General features: G+C 62.6%; 14 protein-coding genes and 1 pseudogene. 12 read left to right on the forward strand and 3 right to left on the reverse strand.

The features are described from left to right. Positions 1-45: 45 nt before the first annotated feature. A complete protein-coding gene (rpmH, locus tag WH367_RS09285) occupies positions 46-180 on the reverse strand; it encodes a 50S ribosomal protein L34 (protein WP_084635723.1) in 135 nt (44 codons plus the stop codon). A 445-nt stretch (positions 181-625) separates the two neighbouring features. Here rpmH and dnaA point away from each other — a divergent pair, with 445 nt between their 5' ends. From dnaA to gyrB, 3 genes are all read left to right on the forward strand, one after another. Beyond that, entirely contained in the window at positions 626-2,167 is a 1,542-nt protein-coding gene (gene dnaA / locus WH367_RS09290) for a chromosomal replication initiator protein DnaA (RefSeq protein ID WP_339535679.1), read from the forward strand. 129 nt (positions 2,168-2,296) lie between these two features. After that, entirely contained in the window at positions 2,297-3,415 is a 1,119-nt protein-coding gene (dnaN, locus tag WH367_RS09295; protein ID WP_116925466.1) for a DNA polymerase III subunit beta, read from the forward strand. Between the two features lie 118 nt (positions 3,416-3,533). Then, entirely contained in the window at positions 3,534-6,110 is a 2,577-nt protein-coding gene (gyrB, locus tag WH367_RS09300) for a DNA topoisomerase (ATP-hydrolyzing) subunit B (protein ID WP_339535681.1), read from the forward strand. A 163-nt stretch (positions 6,111-6,273) separates the two neighbouring features. On the opposite strand, the pseudogene WH367_RS09305 reads toward gyrB, so the two are convergent. Further along, positions 6,274-7,072, reverse strand: a pseudogene (locus WH367_RS09305) (IS30 family transposase); the annotation flags it as partial. A gap of 114 nt (positions 7,073-7,186) precedes the next feature. On the opposite strand from WH367_RS09305, the gene WH367_RS09310 reads away from it, so the two are divergent. The 3 genes from WH367_RS09310 (at position 7,187) to WH367_RS09320 (ending at position 9,568) form a co-directional block, all read left to right on the forward strand. Continuing rightward, on the forward strand, positions 7,187-8,164 hold the full coding sequence (locus WH367_RS09310; protein ID WP_339535684.1) for a hypothetical protein: 978 nt from the start codon (positions 7,187-7,189) through the stop codon (positions 8,162-8,164). Continuing rightward, positions 8,161-9,201: a hypothetical protein gene (locus WH367_RS09315; RefSeq protein WP_339535686.1), complete on the forward strand. Its 1,041-nt coding sequence runs from the start codon at positions 8,161-8,163 to the stop codon at positions 9,199-9,201. The genes WH367_RS09310 and WH367_RS09315 overlap by 4 nt, the downstream gene beginning before the upstream one ends. 121 nt (positions 9,202-9,322) lie before the next feature. Beyond that, positions 9,323-9,568 (forward strand): hypothetical protein, encoded by a 246-nt coding sequence (locus WH367_RS09320; protein WP_339535688.1) that lies wholly within the window; start codon positions 9,323-9,325, stop codon positions 9,566-9,568. 137 nt (positions 9,569-9,705) lie between these two features. On the opposite strand, the gene WH367_RS09325 is transcribed toward WH367_RS09320, so the two are convergent. Further along, positions 9,706-12,792, reverse strand: coding sequence for a DUF5979 domain-containing protein (locus WH367_RS09325; RefSeq protein ID WP_339535690.1), 3,087 nt, complete (start codon positions 12,790-12,792; stop codon positions 9,706-9,708). A gap of 350 nt (positions 12,793-13,142) precedes the next feature. Here WH367_RS09325 and WH367_RS09330 point away from each other — a divergent pair, with 350 nt between their 5' ends. The 6 genes from WH367_RS09330 to WH367_RS09355 all read left to right on the forward strand — a co-directional run bounded on the left by WH367_RS09330 (position 13,143) and on the right by WH367_RS09355 (position 19,643). Next, on the forward strand, positions 13,143-13,634 hold the full coding sequence (locus tag WH367_RS09330) for a sigma-70 family RNA polymerase sigma factor (RefSeq protein WP_312987456.1): 492 nt from the start codon (positions 13,143-13,145) through the stop codon (positions 13,632-13,634). 68 nt (positions 13,635-13,702) lie between these two features. Then, the gene (locus WH367_RS09335) at positions 13,703-14,815 is read left to right on the forward strand and encodes a FecR family protein (protein ID WP_339535693.1); all 1,113 of its coding nucleotides are present in this window, start codon (positions 13,703-13,705) and stop codon (positions 14,813-14,815) included. Positions 14,816-15,061: 246 nt separating this feature from the next. Next, the gene (locus WH367_RS09340; protein WP_339535696.1) at positions 15,062-17,497 is read left to right on the forward strand and encodes a TonB-dependent receptor; all 2,436 of its coding nucleotides are present in this window, start codon (positions 15,062-15,064) and stop codon (positions 17,495-17,497) included. Continuing rightward, complete coding sequence (locus WH367_RS09345; RefSeq protein WP_339535698.1) at positions 17,498-17,809, forward strand: DUF3649 domain-containing protein; 312 nt, start codon at positions 17,498-17,500, stop codon at positions 17,807-17,809. After that, on the forward strand, positions 17,806-19,359 hold the full coding sequence (locus tag WH367_RS09350) for a PepSY-associated TM helix domain-containing protein (RefSeq protein ID WP_339535701.1): 1,554 nt from the start codon (positions 17,806-17,808) through the stop codon (positions 19,357-19,359). Before WH367_RS09345 ends, WH367_RS09350 begins: the two co-directional genes overlap by 4 nt. Then, the gene (locus WH367_RS09355) at positions 19,359-19,643 is read left to right on the forward strand and encodes a DUF3325 family protein (RefSeq protein ID WP_339535703.1); all 285 of its coding nucleotides are present in this window, start codon (positions 19,359-19,361) and stop codon (positions 19,641-19,643) included. The genes WH367_RS09350 and WH367_RS09355 overlap by 1 nt, the downstream gene beginning before the upstream one ends. Positions 19,644-19,702: the final 59 nt, after the last annotated feature.

The following is a 19,702-nucleotide window of genomic DNA, read 5'->3' on the forward strand; positions in this document are numbered from 1 at the left end:
GGTGCACTACCTGGCACCCGGAAGGTGCCCGTCACCCTGTCAGCCTTACAGGCCCAGACGCTTGCGGCCCTTGGCGCGGCGTGCGTTGATAACAGCGCGGCCACCCTTGGTCTTCATGCGGACGAGGAAACCGTGGGTACGGGCGCGGCGAACTTTGGAAGGTTGGTAAGTACGTTTCATGATGCAATTCCTAGAGAGGCTTGGTTCCGGTTTGTTGGCCGCTTGCATCCATAAATGAACACAAAAGCAACCAAGCTCAAGCCCTGCTCAAGCGCAACACCGGTGAAATAGTGCGGACCACCCCCATGGCAAGGGCACAAGGCCTGCTGCCAGCGCGGACGGACACGCGCGTAAAATTCGCCCTGACATGCAGGGAAACCGCAAATTATCGCAGTGTTTACTGTCCTTGGCAATTACTTGGCTTTGTCCTCGGTTTTTTCTGTAATATGCGCAGACTTTTGCCAAGTCTGCGGCCAGCCCATCGAGGAAACCCGAGCATGGGGTTTGTGCAGACCAGTCCGTTGTGTGGATAACTTTTGCACAAGCTACAATAGGCAGCCGATCAACCTTCCCCCTTATCCACAACAACAATAGCGTGGGGGATGAATCTTTCCGTGGGATAACAATGGATGAAGCCAGCCTGGGTCAAGGTTTGTGGCGTGCAGTTGTAGAGCAACTCGCCCAAGAAATGCCCGAGCAACAGTTCAACACCTGGATCAAGCCGCTGACCGCTGTCGTGTCGGACGACTTGTCCAAGGTCACGCTCTATGTGGCCAACCGTTTCAAGCTCGACTGGATTCGCGCCCAATACACCGGCCGCCTGGCCGCCATGCTGGAGGAAACCTACGGACAACCGGTGGCCATCGAGTTGGCCATTGCCCAGCGCGATGCTGCCGTGCGCACCGTCGTGCGCCCACCGGTGCGCAGCGGGGGTGCGCTGGCCGCGTCGGCCCAGGGCAGCGGCACCTCGTCAGGCATGGGCCTGGGGCCGTCCTACGGGCCAGCAAGCCGCAACCCCGGCCAATCTGCCGCCAACGCGGCCGAGCAGTACCGCAACAGCATCCAGATCAGCGACGCCAGCCCCGCGCCCCATGCAGGCCAGGCCAGCAGCGCCGAGGGCGATACCGGCAATGCCAGTGGCAACTTCCGCAACCGCCTGAACCCGGTGCTCACGTTTGACACGCTGGTCGAAGGTACTGCCAACCGCATGGCGCGCTCGGCGGCCATGCATGTGGCGGCGTCTCCCGGCCATCTGTACAACCCCTTGTTCATCTACGGCGGCGTCGGTCTGGGTAAGACCCACTTGGTGCATGCCGTGGGCAACAAGCTGCTGGCCGACAACCCGGACGCCAAAGTTCTCTACATCCATGCCGAGCAGTTCGTCTCGGATGTGGTCAAGTCCTACCAGCGCCGCACCTTTGACGAGTTCAAGGAGCGCTACCACTCGCTCGATCTGCTGCTGATCGACGATGTGCAGTTTTTTGCCAACAAGGACCGCACGCAGGAAGAGTTCTTCAACGCCTTTGAAGCGCTGCTGGCCAAGAAGAGCCACATCGTGATGACGTCCGACACCTATCCAAAGGGTCTGGCCAATATCCACGAGCGCCTGGTCTCGCGCTTTGACTCGGGCCTGACGGTGGCCATCGAGCCGCCCGAGCTGGAGATGCGCGTTGCCATTCTGATCAACAAGTCGCGCGTTGAAGGCACGGAGATGCCCGAGGAAGTGGCCTTCTTCGTGGCCAAGAACGTGCGCTCCAATGTGCGTGAGCTTGAAGGCGCGCTGCGCAAGATCCTGGCCTACTCGCGCTTCAACCAGAAGGAAATCTCCATCCAGCTGGCGCGCGAGGCGCTGCGCGATCTGCTGTCGATCCAGAACCGCCAGATCAGCGTGGAGAACATCCAGAAGACCGTCGCGGACTACTACAAGATCAAGGTCGCCGACATGTACAGCAAAAAGCGCCCGGCCAGCATTGCCCGCCCGCGCCAGATTGCCATGTACCTGGCCAAGGAGCTGACGCAGAAAAGCCTGCCGGAAATCGGCGAGCTGTTTGGCGGCCGCGACCACACCACCGTGCTGCATGCCGTGCGCAAGATTGGCGGCGAGCGCCAGCAATTGACTGAGCTGAACCAGCAATTGCACGTGCTGGAGCAGACCCTCAAGGGCTAGCCGATGGAATTTTTTGATTTCGCCAATTGCCTGCGCGCCGCAGGCACAATGGCAAATGGGACAGGTGCAGAGGGGGCTCCGTGCACAACTGCCGTCCACAACAACACCGCAATTTGACAAGAGGTTGAAATGATTGTTCTGAAGGCCACACAAGACAAAGTCATCGCAGTACTGCAGTCGGTCGCCGGTATTGTCGAGCGGCGCCACACTTTGCCGATCCTGGCCAACGTGCTGATCCGCAAGACCGGCAATGCGCTGCAGCTGACCACCAGCGACCTGGAAATCCAGATCCGCACCACGGCCGAGCTGGGCGGTGACATGGGTGACTTCACCACCACCGTGGGCGCGCGCAAGCTGATCGACATCTTGAAGACCATGCCCAGCGACCAGACCGTGAGCCTGGAGACGCAGCAGTCCAAGATGATCCTCAAGGGCGGCAAGAGCCGCTTTACCTTGCAGACCCTGCCGGCGGAAGACTTCCCGCTGGTGCAGGAGGCGCCCTCGTTCGGCCCCGTGTTCAGCGTGCCGCAAAAGGTGCTCAAGGACCTGATGGGCCAGGTCTCGTTCGCGATGGCTGTGCAAGATATCCGTTACTACCTGAACGGCATCCTGTTCGTGGCCGAAGGCAACACGCTGAGCCTGGTGGCCACCGACGGCCACCGCCTGGCCTTTGCCAGCGCCACCCTGGATGTGGAAGTGCCCAAGCAGGAAGTGATTCTGCCGCGCAAGACGGTGCTGGAGCTCCAGCGCCTGCTGTCGGACGCCAGCGGCGACAACCAGCCCGTCATCGAGATGCAGTTCGCCAGCAACCAGGCGCGCTTCACCTTTGCCGGCATGGAGTTCGTCACCAAGCTGGTCGAGGGCAAGTTCCCCGACTACAACCGCGTCATCCCGCGCAACCACCCCAACAGCATCACGCTGGGCCGCGCACCACTGCTGGCCAGCATGCAGCGCACGGCCATCATGACCAGCGACAAGTTCAAGGGTGTGCGCCTGACCATCGAGCCCGGCACCTTGCGCATTGCAGCCAACAACGCCGAGCAGGAAGAGGCGGTGGATGAGCTCGACATCGACTACGGCGGCCCGGCCGTTGAAGTCGGCTTCAACGTCACCTACCTGATCGATGTGCTCTCCAACATGGGCCAGGACATGGTGCGCATCGACTTTGCCGACAACAACAACTCGGCGCTGATCACCAACCCGGAAAACGACACCTTCAAGTACGTGGTCATGCCGATGCGCATGTAAGCCACGCAGACGACCCGCGCGCCGGTTTGCAGCAGCAGGCCGGCGCAGCACCGAGATTTATTTGATTCAAAGACATGGCAGGGCGCCGCGCCCGCCAGTGCAGTACCAAGGCAGCTTCATGACCGCAGAAAACCAGCCGGAACAATCCCCCAGCACGCCAGGCCCCGATGCCAGCGGCTATGGCGAAGGCGCCATCCAGATCCTGGAAGGGCTGGAGGCTGTGCGCAAACGCCCGGGCATGTACATCGGCGATACCTCGGACGGCACCGGCCTGCACCACCTGGTGTTTGAAGTGGTGGACAACTCCATCGACGAGGCGCTGGCCGGCTATTGCGACGACATCCTGGTGACCATCCATGCCGACGGCTCGTTGTCGGTGGTGGACAACGGCCGCGGCATTCCCACCGGCGTGAAGATGGACGACAAGCACGAGCCCAAGCGCTCGGCCGCTGAAATCGCGCTGACCGAGCTGCACGCCGGCGGCAAGTTCAACCAGAACAGCTACAAGGTCTCGGGCGGTCTGCACGGCGTGGGCGTGTCCTGCGTGAACGCACTGTCCATCAAGCTCAAGCTCATCGTGCGCCGCGAAGGCCAGGTGCACCAGATCGACTTCTCGCGCGGCTTTGTGCAAAACCGCCTGGTCGAAGTGGTCGACGGCGTCGAAGTCTCGCCAATGCGCATTGTCGGCGCCACCGAGAAGCGCGGCACCGAAGTGCACTTTCTGCCCGACCAGGAAATCTTCAAGGAAAACTACGAGTTCCGCTACGAGATCCTGGCCAAGCGCCTGCGCGAGCTGTCCTTCCTGAACAATGGCGTGCGCATCCGTCTCAAGGACGAGCGCGATGGCAAGGAAGACGACTTCTCCGGCGCCGGCGGCGTGCAGGGCTTTGTCGAGTTCATCAACGGCACCAAGAAAGTGCTGCACCCCACCGTGTTCCACGCCGAAGGCAGCCGCCCGGCCGAAACCTATGGCGGCATCCCCGGCACCGAGATCGGTGTTGAAGTGGCCATGCAGTGGAACGACGGCTACAACGAGCAGGTGCTCTGCTTCACCAACAACATCCCCCAGCGCGATGGCGGCACCCATTTGACCGGCCTGCGCGCGGCGATGACCCGCGTCATCGGCAAGTACATCGCCGACCATGACCTGGCTAAGAAGGCCAAGGTCGAAGTCACCGGCGACGACATGCGCGAAGGCCTGTGCGCGGTGCTCAGCGTCAAGGTGCCCGAGCCCAAGTTCAGCAGCCAGACCAAGGACAAGCTGGTCTCCAGCGAAGTGCGCGCACCGGTTGAGGACATCGTCGGCAAGCTGCTGACCGAGTACCTCGAAGAAAAGCCCAACGACGCCAAGATCATCTGCAACAAGATCGTTGAAGCGGCCCGCGCCCGTGAAGCCGCCCGCAAGGCCCGGGAAATGACGCGCCGCAAAGGCGTGCTCGATGGCATGGGCCTGCCCGGCAAGCTGGCCGACTGCCAGGAAAAAGACCCGGCGCTGTCTGAAATCTACATCGTCGAGGGTGACTCCGCAGGCGGCTCGGCCAAGCAAGGGCGTGACCGCAAGTTCCAGGCCATCCTGCCGCTGCGCGGCAAGATCCTGAACGTGGAAAAAGCCCGCTACGAAAAGCTGCTCTCCAGCAGCGAAATCGTGACCCTGATCACCGCGCTGGGCACCGGCATCGGCAAGGTGAGCGAAGACTCGGGCAAGAGCAGCACCGACGACTACAACCTCGCCAAGCTGCGCTACCACCGCATCATCATCATGACCGATGCGGACGTCGACGGCGCCCACATCCGCACCCTGCTGCTGACCTTCTTCTACCGCCAGATGCCCGATCTGGTCGAAGCCGGCCACATCTACATTGCGCAGCCGCCGCTGTACAAGGTCAAGAACGGCAAGGAAGAGCTGTACCTCAAGGACGGCCCTGCCCTCAACCAGTTCCTGCTGCGCGTGGCCCTGCAAGGCGCCAGCGTCAGTACCGGCGGCGCCAACCCGCGCACCATCGATGGGGAAGAGCTGGGCCGCCTGGCCGGCATGCACCTGGCTGCCGAAACCGTCATCGACCGTCTCTCGTCCTACCTGGACGCCGAAGCGCTGCGCGCTATCGCCGACGGCGTGCAGATCCGCCTCGACACGCTGGACGACGCCATGGTCTGCGCCCCGGTGCTCGAAGCCAAGCTGCGCGAGCTGACCACGACCGGCGTGCCCGCCGAGGTCACCGGTGAGCTCGATCCGCACACCGAAAAGCCGATCCTGCGCATCAGCCGCCACCACCACGGCAACATCAAGAGCTCCATCCTGACGCAGGAGTTTGTCGAAGGCCAGGACTACGCGGCGCTCGCCGCCGAAGCCCAGAACTTCCACGGTCTGCTCGCCGAAGGCGCCAAGGTCACCCGTGGCGAAGGCGAAAAAGCCAAGATGGAAAAAGTGACCGACTTCCGCCAGGCCATGCAGTGGCTCATCAGCGAAGCCGAACGCACCACCGCCCGCCAGCGCTACAAGGGCCTGGGCGAGATGAACCCCGAGCAGCTGTGGGAAACCACGATGGACCCCCAAGTCCGCAGCCTGCTGCAGGTCAAGGTCGGCGACGCCATCGAAGCCGACCGCGTCTTCACGATGCTGATGGGCGACGAGGTCGAGCCACGCCGCGACTTTATCGAGACCAATGCATTGCGGGCGGGGAATATTGATGTGTGATGGTTGTTGTTCGTAGGGCTCCGTATTGTTTGCGACTCGCGACACAGTTTTGCGACTGGATGCCACAAACCAAACGACTCACCTACCTTTAGGCGTTAAATGAAGACGCTTGGCATAGCCAGCAAAAAGAGCCCGGATTTTTCCGGGCTCTTTTTATATACCTTCTTCTATAGCTATAGTTTCTCATTGAGCGGTCCCCAGTCAAGGAGAGATACAGCTGCCTGGGCATTGTCTGCCCATGCCGGGCTAACGCGGCTCCCACGGTGTACAAATCTTTGTCCACGAGTTTGACCAACATCACATAGCGCGTATGCCGCTCGACCAGCGTCGCAATCTGGCTGTAAGCATCACCGAACCACAGGGCGCCTTCCCAATGGCCTGGAACTGCACGAACTTCTATGCAGGCTGGGCGTTCGCTGATAGGCCATGGATCGGAGTTTTCTGGGTGTAGTGCCTTGAGCGACGCATGCCTCTGGTTCGGCGCAAGTGCTCCAGGTGCTCCTTCTTCAAAGCACCACGTGGTTGGACGAATAGCGTGCGGTAGATGGCTTCATGAAACACCTGCAACTCCTTTTGGTCCGGATACGTTCGCTTGAGCCATCCCGCTATTGGTTCGGGTGACCACAGACCTTGCAATTTAACCGCCACCATCTGAGCCAGTGCAGGGTTACGTGCCGATTTGCATGCCTTGGGGCGATGAGCACGCTCCCAGGCTACAGCATCGGCCTTAGCCGCTCGGTAGCAAGTCCTGCCGTCATTGCGCAGCCGCTCGCGACTGATGGTGGAGGCAACTCGTCTCAAGCGCCTGGCGATGCAGCGAATCGATTCGCCAACAGCCAATGCTTGGTGTGCGGCCGGTCAAAAAGCTTGACGATCTCGGACGAGGTATCGCCTGTTTTCCAGCGATCCCACATCACCGTTTTCTGAGCTTCGGTGTAGTAAATCCGCAATCTTTGCTTCATACAAACACTTCTTCAGCCTTAGGCAAATATTTTATTGCAGTGTTATGCTGTTCTTCTTTTCTCTTCCATACAGGTCAATTATAAATAATGCAAATAAAGCAGTTAATAAAACTAATGCCTTCCCTTTTATTGGGCGTAACTCTGATAGGAAATGTATTAGCAAAAGAAGTCGCCGCGCCGATCCTGCTTCACCCGAGCACAGCGTCAGAGGCTGTCGCCATAGCTGCTTATAAAGGGATGCCGGCTGAGAATTTCAGCAAAATGGTGAGTACCGCTTTCGAAAACGCAGGCTTCTCATCGCGTACTTCTGAACGAATGAAAGATGGCACGGTGCGTTACACCTTCGCCTACCCTGTGGCAATGGAAGGACAGGTCCAGAATATCGAAGTAGTGCTCAGGACGGATGAAAATATCGACAAGAAGGGGCGGTGTGCGACTTGTTTTCTGCGAACGACGGTGTTGACAGACTTTGCTCATCTGCAACAGGCTCCCTGGATGCTTCAGTATGCAGTGAATCGGCAGGTCCTTCCTGCCATCGATCAAGCCTATGCGAGCATTCAGCAAGATGGGCAGGCATTTATGGATGGCAGTCTAGGGTTCGATTACAAGAACCAGTGGCAAGGTGAGAAGAACCTCTATGAGAACTCGTTCGTCGGTATTGAGCAGACCAGCTTGAAATCTACGGTCATTGACGCCTATCGGGCTGCGGGATTCATATTTCAAGGCGATATTAGGAAAGACCTCAGGGTTTCCGATTTGGTCTTTTCCTTTCCTGTGGATCCCGATCAGGCCGAAGGTGTTGTCTACAAAATTAGCCTTGCGAGCCAACTTGATGCAAGTGATCGCTGCTATCCCTGTGAAATTACCGAAGTCTACGATCCATACCAAAAGCTTCCCGCTGCAGGCCTGTCCGGAATGTCCAAGCGGCTCACACTTGAATCACGTTTTGCAGCCTCCCGCGCACTAGCGCTGGAGAAACTCAAGAACAGCACTGCGCAATTCCTCCGTGCAGGAACCATGTTCACCATGCCTCCCAAGCCTGCACCGCTCGGGTCACCTCGGCCACATATCAGGCCGATGACAGTTACATGAATACTTTGGCCCAGAAACGGGCCGCCCGCACTGGATTGCTGGGCCAGCATGCCTGGTTTGATGGCACCTTCATCGTGGGTACGCTGGGGCTAGCTCTCGGCCTGGCAGGCATCGCATCCGTCTCTCCTGCGATGCTGATCGCCGTTGTACTGATCGATACCTGGCTTTTCGCCAATCCCCATGTGGTGGCGACCTTCACCCGTATCGGTGCCAGTTTGGCCCACGTTCGACGATATCGTTTTCTGATCTTCGGGTTACCCGTGATCGTGCTCGGCGGTGTGGTGGCCACGGCACTAGCGTATGAGATTAGCGGACTATTCACGCTCTATTTCATCGCGCAGAGCTATCACGTCGCGCGGCAATCCTTCGGTATCGCCAGGGCTTATCGACGGGCAGGGTCGACGCAACCGTTTCAAGCGGATCGACTGTCCGAAACCCTGATCTATATGGTTGCAGCCTGGGGACTACTTGCCCGCTGCGCCGAGTCTCCCACAACTTTTCTTGAGTACCCCATTGAACTTCCGGCTGTGCCTACACCGGTGGCCGACGTCGCAGGAGTAGCCACCATCGTGTGCGGCGCATGGTGGTTGTGGCGGCTTGCACATAAGGCCCTGGCTCGCGAGATCGATTGGCGCCACGATGGGTTTGTGGCATCGCACGTGTGCGCCAATCTCGCAGCTTACATCTGGATCACCGATATCACCCTTGGCTGGCTGGTGATCAACCTCTGGCACAACCTGCAGTACTTACAGTTCGTCTGGGTGCAGAACATACGGCGCGACGCTGAGAAAAGCAGCGAAAGGATCTCAACAACGCTGCTCTGGAAGAGTGCCCGGCAATACATCTGCCATTGTCTGCTACTGGGAGCCCTACTCTATTGGGCCGTAGACTGGGTTGGGACACAGTTGCTTTGGCTGGGACTTCCCACTGTGCTCATCGCACACTTCACACTGAATTTTCATCACTACCTGGTTGATGGCGTGATCTGGAAACAACACCGCGCTCCCTCACCCTGTTCAGCCGCCGCAAGAGGCTAATCGCTGCAAAGCAAGGGATGCCGACAAAAATTTGGATTATCGACAGATAGTTGTTGCATCAAGCCTACCAACAGACACCGCCGATCTGAACGATTGGTCAGAGAGACCGCTGGTGTTTCCCTTGCCAAACGCCACACAGTTCCGCCAAGTGACGCGGTCCAGTGTGGTCGATGCCGGTGTCGCGCTGGGCTTGGCTGCCGGCCTGGCGGGCCGTATTCTGGACGAGACACGTGCCCATATCGAAAAGGCCGCTGCAGAGCTGTTGAACGACGATGTACCGCACATCCAGGGCAACCCACAACACCTGCGCGTCGCCCTCGCCATGCGCCATATCGTGATGGCAGAGATGCTGAAGCGGCTGAGGTAAGCGGACGCGGCAAGCACCGAATGCGGCCCGTCATCCTGCAAGTCTGTCAGCAACCGCTCATAAAAACACTAGCTTCATCCCATAAAAACGCCCGGCATCGCCGGGCGTTCCACATTACTTGCGCAATGCTAGCCAGATCAATGCTGGCGGCTTCTGACATTGGCCGCCGCAAAGCCCAACAGCAGGAGCGCCATCAGCACCAGCATGGCGTTGCCGAGGCCGGGCACGGCCTTGACGGAGCCGCCCACATCGCCCGTCGTCGCCTTCAACGGCGTGGTAACGACAATGCTCACCACGCCATTGGCAATGGTCACTGCAGGATTGTTCTGGTAGCTCGATGCCTCCCAGGTGAATCCGCCAGGAGCTGCCGGCATGGGGCCTGTCGCGGTCGCCGTGCAGCTGGCAGCCGCGGGCAGGCTGCTGATGACAGCGGGCACGCTGGTGCCATGGGTCACGGTGATCGCCAAGGAGTAGCTGCCATCGGCGCCGCAGTTCAGCGAGAAGTTGAACACCCCATTGACCTGCGCAACCCCATCGGCCGGGCCGGTAAACAGCTGGCTCAGATCCAGGCTGCCGGTCTGGCGCTGCAGGGCATTGGTCACGCTGACGGCCACTGGTGCCGATGCCAGCGTTGCGGTGGGGCTGGGGCTGATGACGGGCGTGCCGGTCCAGACGTAGCCTGCGGGCGCAGCAGGTGGCGCGTTCTCTGTCACCGTGCAGGCATCACCGTCGTAGAAGCTCAGCGCAGCACTGCTGGCGCTGCTGCTGCCAGCGGCAACGGTGGCAGACCAGTTTTGCGGCGCTTGTGCGCCACAGGTGACGGTGCCGCTGAAGGTGAGCGGAGCGGGCAGGCCACTGGGCGACAGACCCGTGATGGTTTTGCTGACCGTCACCGCTGCGCTGGTGTTGAAGATCTGCAGATTGACCGAGCTGCTGTTGGACGAGGTCACCGGATCCACGACACCAGAAGGTGCGGCGGCATAGGCCACGTTGGGATAGGTTCCGGGGATGTTTCCAGCGGTACCTACGATGGTGAATCGCACTTGGCCGCCATTCCCAATCGCCGCAATGCTGCTGCTGACGGTGCGCGTGGCAGCGTCATAGTTGACGGGGCCGCAGGTGCCCGGCGCCACTTCAACCGCGCAGCTTGCGCTGGCGTAGACAAAGCCATTGGGCAGCGGATCGGAAAACGCCACATTGCTGACATCGGCAGGACCGGCGTTCACCACGCTGACGGTGTAGGTCACCGTCTCTCCGGCCTGGACGGTGACTGGCGCTACCGTCTTGTTGGTGGAGATATCCGCGCATACAAACGGCTGCTCCACCAGGATTTCGTCATTGAATCGCTCGGGGTCGGTGACGCCGACTGGTGCAGAAACCCGAAAGTTATTCTGAATGGTCCCGTTGGCAGAGGTGCAAGCGCTCGTCATGTTGGCCACCATCGTGTAGGTGATGGTGACGGCACCGCCTGATGGCAAGCTGGGCACGGTGGTCTGGAACAGATAGCCCGCGCTACCGACCTGGCCGCTGTAGTTCTGGAAAACGCCGTTGTCGGGACAAACCGCGCCATTGGTCGCCGTGCAGCCGGCAAAGCTATAGGCGGCATTGAGCTGGACGCCCGCACCGTAGGCATAGGGGAAATCCAACATGGACGCCCCATCGGCCGCTGCCGGGCCGTTGTTCGTCAAGGTCATCGTGTAGGTGACTGGCTGGCCAGCGACAAAGATATCGGTACTTTGCGTTTTAGTAGCGACCAGGTCAGCCTGTGGGCAATCCGCTGTGGCATCGACGGTTTGTTCCACTTCGGCGCGATTGTTGGATGCATTGGAGTCCGTGACACCCGGTGGCAGTCCCCGTGTCTGAAACACATTCTGCAAAGGCCCGGAGGGCAAGCCGCATCGCAAGGGCGCATCCGCCACCATCGTGTAGGTGATAGTGATCGTGCCTCCTGATGGCAGCGCCGGTACCGACGTATTGAACAAATAGCCCGCGCTTCCCACCAGCCCCGAGTAATTCTGGAATGCGCCAGCGTCCGGACAGACAGCGCCATTGGCCGCCACACAGCTCCCAAAGCTGTAAGCCGCATTCACATTGGCAGCAGCCGTGCCGCCGTAGCCATAAGGGAAATCCTCGATCAAGACGCCATCCGCAGCGGTGGGGCCGTTGTTGGTCAGCGTCATGACGTAGGTCACCGGCTGGCCAGGGACAAAATCGTCAGCGCTTTGCGTTTTGGTCACTTCCAGGTCCGCCTCCGGACAGGCGGCCGTCGCAGCTACTGCCTGCTCCACTTCTGCGCGGTTATTGGTCGGATCGGGGTCGATGACGCTGGCGGGCATGCCTCGGGTCTGGAACACGTTTTGTAGTGCGCCTGCCGTCAAGCCGCACATCGAAGGCGCTGTCGCGACCATCGTGTAGGTGATGGTGATGGCACCGCCCGATGGCAAACGGGGAACTGCCGTATTGAACAAATAGCCTGCGCTTCCCACCTGACCGCTGTAGTTCTGAAATGCACCGGTGTCCGGGCACACGGCACCGTTCACTGCGCTGCAACCGCCAAACGTGTAACTGGCATTCACGCGGGCCGCAGAGCTGCCGCTGTTTCCGTAGGGGAAGTCCTCCATCATCGTGCCATCCGCTGCCGCAGGGCCGTTGTTGGTCAGCGTCATGACATAGGTCACCGTCTGGCCAGAGACAAAACTCTGAGCGCTCTGCGATTTGCTGACCACCAGATCGGCACCATAGTTCATCGCCGTGCTCACCGAACTCGTATTGGACTCGGGCATGGGATCGGTGACGCCCGCAGGAGGGCTCACCGTCGATGTATTGGTGAGCGAGCTCGGCCCTGAGACTGCAAAATTCCCCAGGATCTCAATCGTCACCTTCCCCAGTGCGGGAAACGTGGGCAGGACGCCGGAGACCGCGCTGTTGTCCGCCACGATGCTGGCAGGGCACGACGCCCCATTCGTGGCGGCAACACAGGAGGCCGAAACATTCACCACGCCGGGCGGCAGGGTGTCCAAAAAGCTGGCGTTGTTGGCCGCATTGGGCCCATTGTTGTCCAGCACCAGCGTGTAGCTGAATGCACCACCGCCGGCTGCCGTGGCCGGCCCTGACTTCACGATCTGCAGGTCGGCGGTCTGGCCCCAGGCAATCACGGAAATGGGCAGCAACGCAAGGATCGCCCCCAGCCTTCGCAGAAGGCTGCTGAAGTAGTTGTTTGTCATATCTGGATATCCCTTTGGATCTTTCTGAGCCCGCCAGCCGCTCCAAGCCGGATGCGTTCGGGTGTGCATTTACCAAAAAAATGAGCTATTTGGCAAATGTATACACGGCCGTAGATATCTGCAAATAATGTTAACAAATGTTTATTTGCTCTACAAAACGACTCCATTGCAGGGCGATCCTGGAATGCAGGCCGCACCCGGTGCGGGCGATGCCGTCTTGGTTCTTGGCAAGGGATAGATCCAGAACAGGGCAACCTGGGCACAGGGCTTAGGCGCGACAATTAGAATGATTCTTATTTTCGTCACTAGCCCCTGCCTGCAGGGACTGCCGCCGGCCCTCCGCCCCCTCCATGCTTGAGCGCTTCTACCGCGAACTGCTGAACTTTCTCCACCGCCAGGTGGGCGACCGCGATGCGGCGGCGGACCTGGCGCAGGAGAGCTATGCACGGGTGCTGGCAGCACAGCGCTCGGGGCCGCCGGTGATGGATGGTCGGGCGCTGCTGTACCGCACCGCGCGCAACTTGGTGATTGACCAGCACCGCCGTGCCGCGCTGCGGCGCCATGACAGCCTGGACGAGGTGGCGGCATCCGATGAGCCGCCCGCGCCCCAGCATCTGCAACCCGAGGAGGCCCTGGTGCGACAGCAGACCGTGCATGGCTATGTGCAGGTGATCGAGAGCCTGCCGCCACGCTGCCGCGAGGCCTTTGTGCTGCATGTCATCGATGGCCTGCCGCAGGCCGAGATCGCAGCGCGCATGGGCATATCGGTTAGCATGGTCGAGAAGCATGTGGTGCGCGGCACCCTGGCCTGCAAACGGCATGGGCAGGGGCCTGGCGCTTAGTGTGCACCGCTTCAATCGCCTCCTCCTCACCGCCCCTCTCGCTCCATTCCCTCCCGATTTTTCTGCGCATGTCCAGCACCTCTTCATCCTTCAACCACAGCCCGGGTGACTTGCCCGAAGGGATGGCTGCGGACGAGGCCAACGATGTGGATGCGCTGGAGCACGAGGCCGCAACCTGGGCGGTGCGCTGCAACGCCGGGCTGGATGCGCAGGGCCAGGCGGCCTTGCAGGCCTGGCTGGCGGCTGACCCGCGCCATGGGCCCGCGCTGGATGCGATGCGCGCCAGCATCGCGGGCGTGCAAAGCCTGCCAGCCCACGACCTGGCCCGGCTGCGCGCCGGCCTGCCCCAGCGTGATGCACAGACACCTACCCCGCGCCCCCGCTTTTGGCAAGCCTGGCTGCGGCCCGTGGTGCCTTATGCCGCCACGGCGCTGGTGGCAGCGGCGGTCGTGGGCGCAGGCTGGTTTGGCTGGTGGGTACAACCCAGCTTTCAGCAAAACTATGCCTCGCAGCGTGGCCAGCAGCTGATGGTCACCTTGCCCGATGACGCGGCCTCCGGCAGCACCGTGCAGCTGGATACCGACACGCACCTGACCGCGCGGCTCTACCGCCACCGGCGCGAGGTGGCGCTGGCCGATGGCCAGGCCATGTTCTCCGTGCATTCCGACCCGGGCCGGCCCTTCCAGGTGCTGGCGGGCGATCTGCGCATCACCGTGGTCGGCACGCGTTTTTCGGTACGCCATACGGCGCAGGGCGTGGGCGCGGGCCACACCCAGGTGGCGGTGGAAGAAGGCCGGGTGAAGGTGGAGCGGCTGCAGCGCGATGCGGACCAGACCGACAAGGCGCCGGCCATGGTGCTGCTGACGGCCGGCCAGATGCTGGAAGACAGCAACGCGCAAGACGCGGGCCTGGGCACCATCACCGAGGTGGCGCCCGCCGCCGTGGCCCAGTGGCGCAGCGGTCGGCTGAGCTTTAACCGCACGCCCCTCGCCCAGGCCTTGGCCGAGTTTGAGCGCTATGGCCCCACTGGCCTGGTGGTGCGCGACCCGGCCGTCGCCGCCCTGCCGGTGGGCGGCAGCTATGGTTTGAACCAGCACCAGCGCTTTGCGGAATTTTTGCCGCACCTGCTGCCGGTGCGCCTGGTCAAACGCGATGGCCTGACGGAAATCGTCGCACGCTAAACGTCACGGACCAGGCCCTGGGTCCTTCGTTGCCAACCCTTGCCGTACTTCCGTAATGTCTGCGGCTTTGGGCGTCGTCTCATCCACCAAGCTTCGGTTTGCCGGGCCGTGTGAGCGGCTCAAAAATTATTCAAAATATTTTTCCTCGGGACCTGCGGATTCCTGGCGCAGCTGCGTCTACAGGGGGTGGCAGCGCTGTGCGCAGCGCACCAGCCGTTTCCCTTTACCGATCCAGGAGTCCCTTGCATGCTGCGCACCGCGCCCCTTTTTCGCTCTCGCCCCACGCCCCTTGCCATGGCCGCCGCACTGGCGCTGGGTATCGCCGCTGTCCAGCCGCTGACGGCGCATGCGCAAACGGCAGCATCGTCACAAGAGGGGGCCCGCAGCTTTGCGATTGCAGCGCAGCCGCTCGCACAGGCGCTCAATGAGCTGGCACGCCAGGGCGATCTGCAGCTGGGCTTTCCGGCCGGGCTGGTCGCTGGCAAGACGGCGCCTGCCGTCTCGGGCCACTTCACGCCGCAGCAGGCGCTGGACCGTCTGCTGGCCGGCAGCGGCCTGCAGGGCGCGGTCAAAGACCGTGCGGTGCTGGTGCGGCCTGCACCCCCTGCGCCATCGGGCGATCCAGCAGGCACCGTGGTGCTGCCCACCGTGTCGGTCACGGCAGCAGCCATTGAAGCCCTGCCCGGCCCCTATGCCGGCGGCCAGGTCGCGCGCGGCGGCAAGGTCGGGTTGCTGGGCAACCGCGATGTGATGGACACGCCCTTCAGCACCACCCAGTACACCGCCAAGCTGGTGGACGACCAGCAGGCGCAGACCATTGGCGATGTGCTGGTCAACGACCCCTCGGTGCGCAACACCTACGGGCGCAATGCGGGCCGGGAGGAGTTCAACATCCGTGGCTTTACCGTCTTCAACTACGACGTGTCGTACAACGGCCTGTATGGCCTGTCGCCGCGCAATGCGGCCTCGCTGATCGGCGTGGAGCGGGTAGAGGTGCTGCGTGGCCCCAGCGCGTTGCTCAACGGCATGGCGCCCGCTGGCTCGGTGGGCGGCGGCATCAACCTGGTGCCCAAGCGTGCCGGCGCCACGCCGCTCAATCGCGTGACGGCCTCGTACGCGCAAGACAGCCAGTTTGGCGTGCATGCCGACTTTGGCCGCCGCTTTGGTGCGGACCAGGAATGGGGCGTGCGCCTCAACGTCGCCAAACGCTCGGGCGATACGCCCATCCATGGCGCCAGCGAGCGTGTCGATGCCTTGGCCCTGGGCCTGGACTACCAGGGCGAGCGCGTGCGGCTGGAGGCCGACATCAACTACCAAAAGCGCGTCACCCATGGCCGCAGCAGCCTGCTGTTCCCTCCGGCGGAAGGCACGCCGATTGCCGCTGCACCCAACAACAAAACCAACTTCCAACCGTCCTGGAGCTATTGGGATGCCAAGGAGCGTGCCGCCATTGTGCGCGGCGAGGTGGATATCAACCCCAACCTGATCGCCTACGGCGCGCTGGGTGCGATGGGCTATGACTTTGACAGCCTGCAGACCACGTCGCAACTGCAGGATGCGCATGGCACGCTGATGGCCCGGCCCTACCGCCTGAAGGAAGCCGTAAACACCCGCACTGCCGAAGTAGGGCTGAAGGGCAAGCTGCAGACCGGCAGCCTGGGCCACGAATGGGTGCTCAGCACCAGCGGCTATGCGCAAGACAATGGCCTGCTGCGCCAGAACGGCACGGTTTACGCGTCCAGCATCTACAACCCAGCCGACATTGCCAAGCCCTCGATCAGCATCGGCTCCAACCTGCCCCGCACCGGCGAGACGCGCATGACCAGCGTGGCGCTGGCCGACACCATCTCCACGGCCGACAAGCGCTGGCAGCTGACCCTGGGCGCGCGCCACCAGGAGGTGCGCACCCGCACCCTCAACGGCACATCGGGCGCGGAAACGGCGCGCTACGACAAGTCGGCGATCACGCCGATGGCGGCGCTGCTGTTCAAACCCACACAAGGCATCTCGCTGTACGGCAACTACATCGAGGGCCTGTCCCAGGGCTCGACCGCGCCCGAAGGCACGGCCAATGCCGGCGAGATCTTCCCGCCCGCCAAATCCAGGCAGCTGGAGCTGGGTGCCAAGTTCGACACCGGCAACTTTGTCACCACGGCCAGCCTGTTCCAGATCAGCCGGCCCAGCAGCTTGCTCGATGCCTCGACCACGCCCTCGACCTTCCGCATGGATGGCGAGCAGCGCAACCGGGGCCTGGAGATCGTCACCCAGGGTGAGGTGCGCCGGGGCCTGCGCCTGCTGACCGGCGTGGCCTTTACCCAGGGCAAGCTGACCAAGACCGAGGACGGCCTCAACGATGGCCGCACGGCCCCCGCCACGCCCAAGGTGCAGATCAATATTGGCGGTGAATGGGACACTGCCTGGGTGCCCGGCCTGACCTTGACCGCCCGCGCGCTGCACACCAGCAGCCAGTATGTGGATGTGGCCAACAGCCAGCAGCTGCCCTCCTGGAACCGCTTTGACCTGGGCGCGCGCTACCGCTTCACCACAGGCAATACGCCGGTCACCCTGCGCCTGACGGTCGAGAACCTGATGAACAAGAACTACTGGCAGTCTGCCGCGCGCGAAGGCCTGACCATGGGCGCGCCGCGCACCGTGCTGCTGTCGGCATCGACGGAGTTCTGATTGCGCGTTGACCAGGCGGCGCGGGCCGCCCAGCCGCGCAGGCCTGCGACGGGCTGGGCCGTGGTATCGCGCCTGCTTGCCGGCAGCCTGGGCGGCTATGCGCTCGCGCAGCTGCTGCCCGTGGCCCTGGTCGCCAGCCTGGCCCCGGCACTGCCGCGTACCGATGCGGTGCTGGTGGCGATGCAGCTGAGCTTTGTCGTGTATGCCGCTGCGCTGATGGCGGCCTTTGCCGCCCGCAGCGCAGGCCGCGCTTGGGCGGGCATGCTGCTGGCCAGCTTGGGCAGTGCGCTCATCGCCTGGGTTGCGCTGTGAGCCCATCGCATCCCCCCAAGCGCCCACATCGCCCCCTGCGCCCGGCGATGGCGGGCCTGCATACCTGGGCCGGTGTGCTGTTGGGCTGGCTGCTGTACTTTATGTTTGTCACCGGCACTGCCGGCTATCTGGATACCGAGATCGACCGCTGGATGCGCCCCGAGCTGCCCCCAGCGCAGTACCCGCTGCCACCGGCGCCCCAGGCCGCACATGCGCTGGCCTATCTGCAGACCCATGCGCCCGGTGCCCGCAGCTGGTCCATCCAGCTGCCGGTGGACCGCAACGAGCCCTATCTACGCGTCGATTGGTCGCCCGCCGGCGCCGCACAACCGCAAGCCATGTGGCTGGATGCACAGACCGGCGCACCCATCGCCGTGCGTGATACGGCGGGCGGCCAGGCGCTCTACCAACTGCACTGGCGTCTGCACTACCTGCCCCCGGCGCTGACGGAATGGCTGGTCGCCATCGCATCCATGGTGCTGCTGCTGGCGCTGCTGACCGGCATCGTCGCGCACCGGCGCTTTTTTGCCGATTTCTTCACCCTGCGGCTGGGCAAGGGCCAGCGCTCCTGGCTGGATGCGCACAACCTGGCCAGCGTCGCCAGCCTGCCGTTTCAGCTGATGATCAGCTACTCGGGCCTGGTCTTTGTGATGTTCTCCTTCATGCCGCTGATCGCCAGCGCCTGGTACGGCCAGGCACCAGGCGCGGCGGTGCGCAGCTTTTATGGCGAGCTGTTCCCGCCAATGGCCGCTGCCCCGGCCTCCGGTCAGGCCGCGCCGCTGACTGCCATCGCCCCGCTGCTGGCCCAAGCCCAGGCCCGGTGGCAGGGCGCGCCCGTGGCCGTGCTCACGGTACAACACCCGGGCGATGCCAACTCCCGCATCAGCGCCATCGGCAACTTCGCCGCAGGCCCCGTGCGCGAGGCCGGCATCCTCGTCTTTGATGGCGTCAGCGGCGCCTTGCTGGCCGAGCGCCCTGCGCGGCAATCTACCCCGCGCGCCGCGCGCGACCTGTGGCTGGGCTTGCACGAAGGCCTGTTTGCAGGCGCAGTGCTGCGCGCGCTGTACCTGCTGTCGGGCCTGCTGGGCTGCGTGATGATTGCCACCGGCATGGTGCTCTGGTCCGCCAAGCGCAGCGCACGCCAGCCGAGCGTGGGCCATGCACTCGTCAGCCGGCTCAACCCTGCCGCCATTCTGGGCCTGCCCGTGGCCATTGCGGCCTACCTCTGGGCCAACCGGCTGTTGCCCATCGGCATGGAGGCGCGCGCGCAATGGGAGCTGCATGCGCTTTTTGCCACCTGGCTTGTGAGCTTTGTCTGGGCGGCCTGCACCGCACCTGCCAAAGCCTGGCGCTGGCTGGCCTGGTGCGCAGCGCTGGGCTTTGGCTTGCTGCCTGTGCTGAATGCCGCGACCAGCCACCGGAACCTGCTGCAGTCAATGCAAACGGGCGATATGGTGATGGCCGGTATGGATCTGGGCTTTATCGCCTTGGGCCTGGCATTTGCAGCAGGCGCCCTGACCATGCAATGCCGTCAAAAGGTCTGCTGCTGATGCTGGCCCTGTCTGCGCTGTGCATGCTGCTGGGCTTGGCCGCACTGGCCTTGGCGATGGACCGGCATGCGATGCATCTGCCTTTAGCGTGGTCAGGGCGCCGTGCACGGCGTGGGTTGCAGGTGCTGGGCGCAACGGCCTTGCTCGCTTCGCTGATTGGCACCCTAGCGGTGATGGACAGTGGTCTGGCCTGGATCACCTGGCTGGGCTTGCTCGCGCCCGCCACACTGTGCATTGCGGTAGGTATGAGCGGGGTCGGTCGCGGCCAGGGGCGCGGGCGCTAGGCGCCCCAGCCATCCAAAGCAGCGTGCACCAAGGGGCCAGCAACCGCCAAATCCGCACT

Origin of the sequence: Comamonas sp. MYb21 (genome assembly GCF_037479395.1) — a bacterium.
In the GTDB taxonomy this organism is placed as follows: Bacteria; Pseudomonadota; Gammaproteobacteria; order Burkholderiales; family Burkholderiaceae_C; genus Comamonas.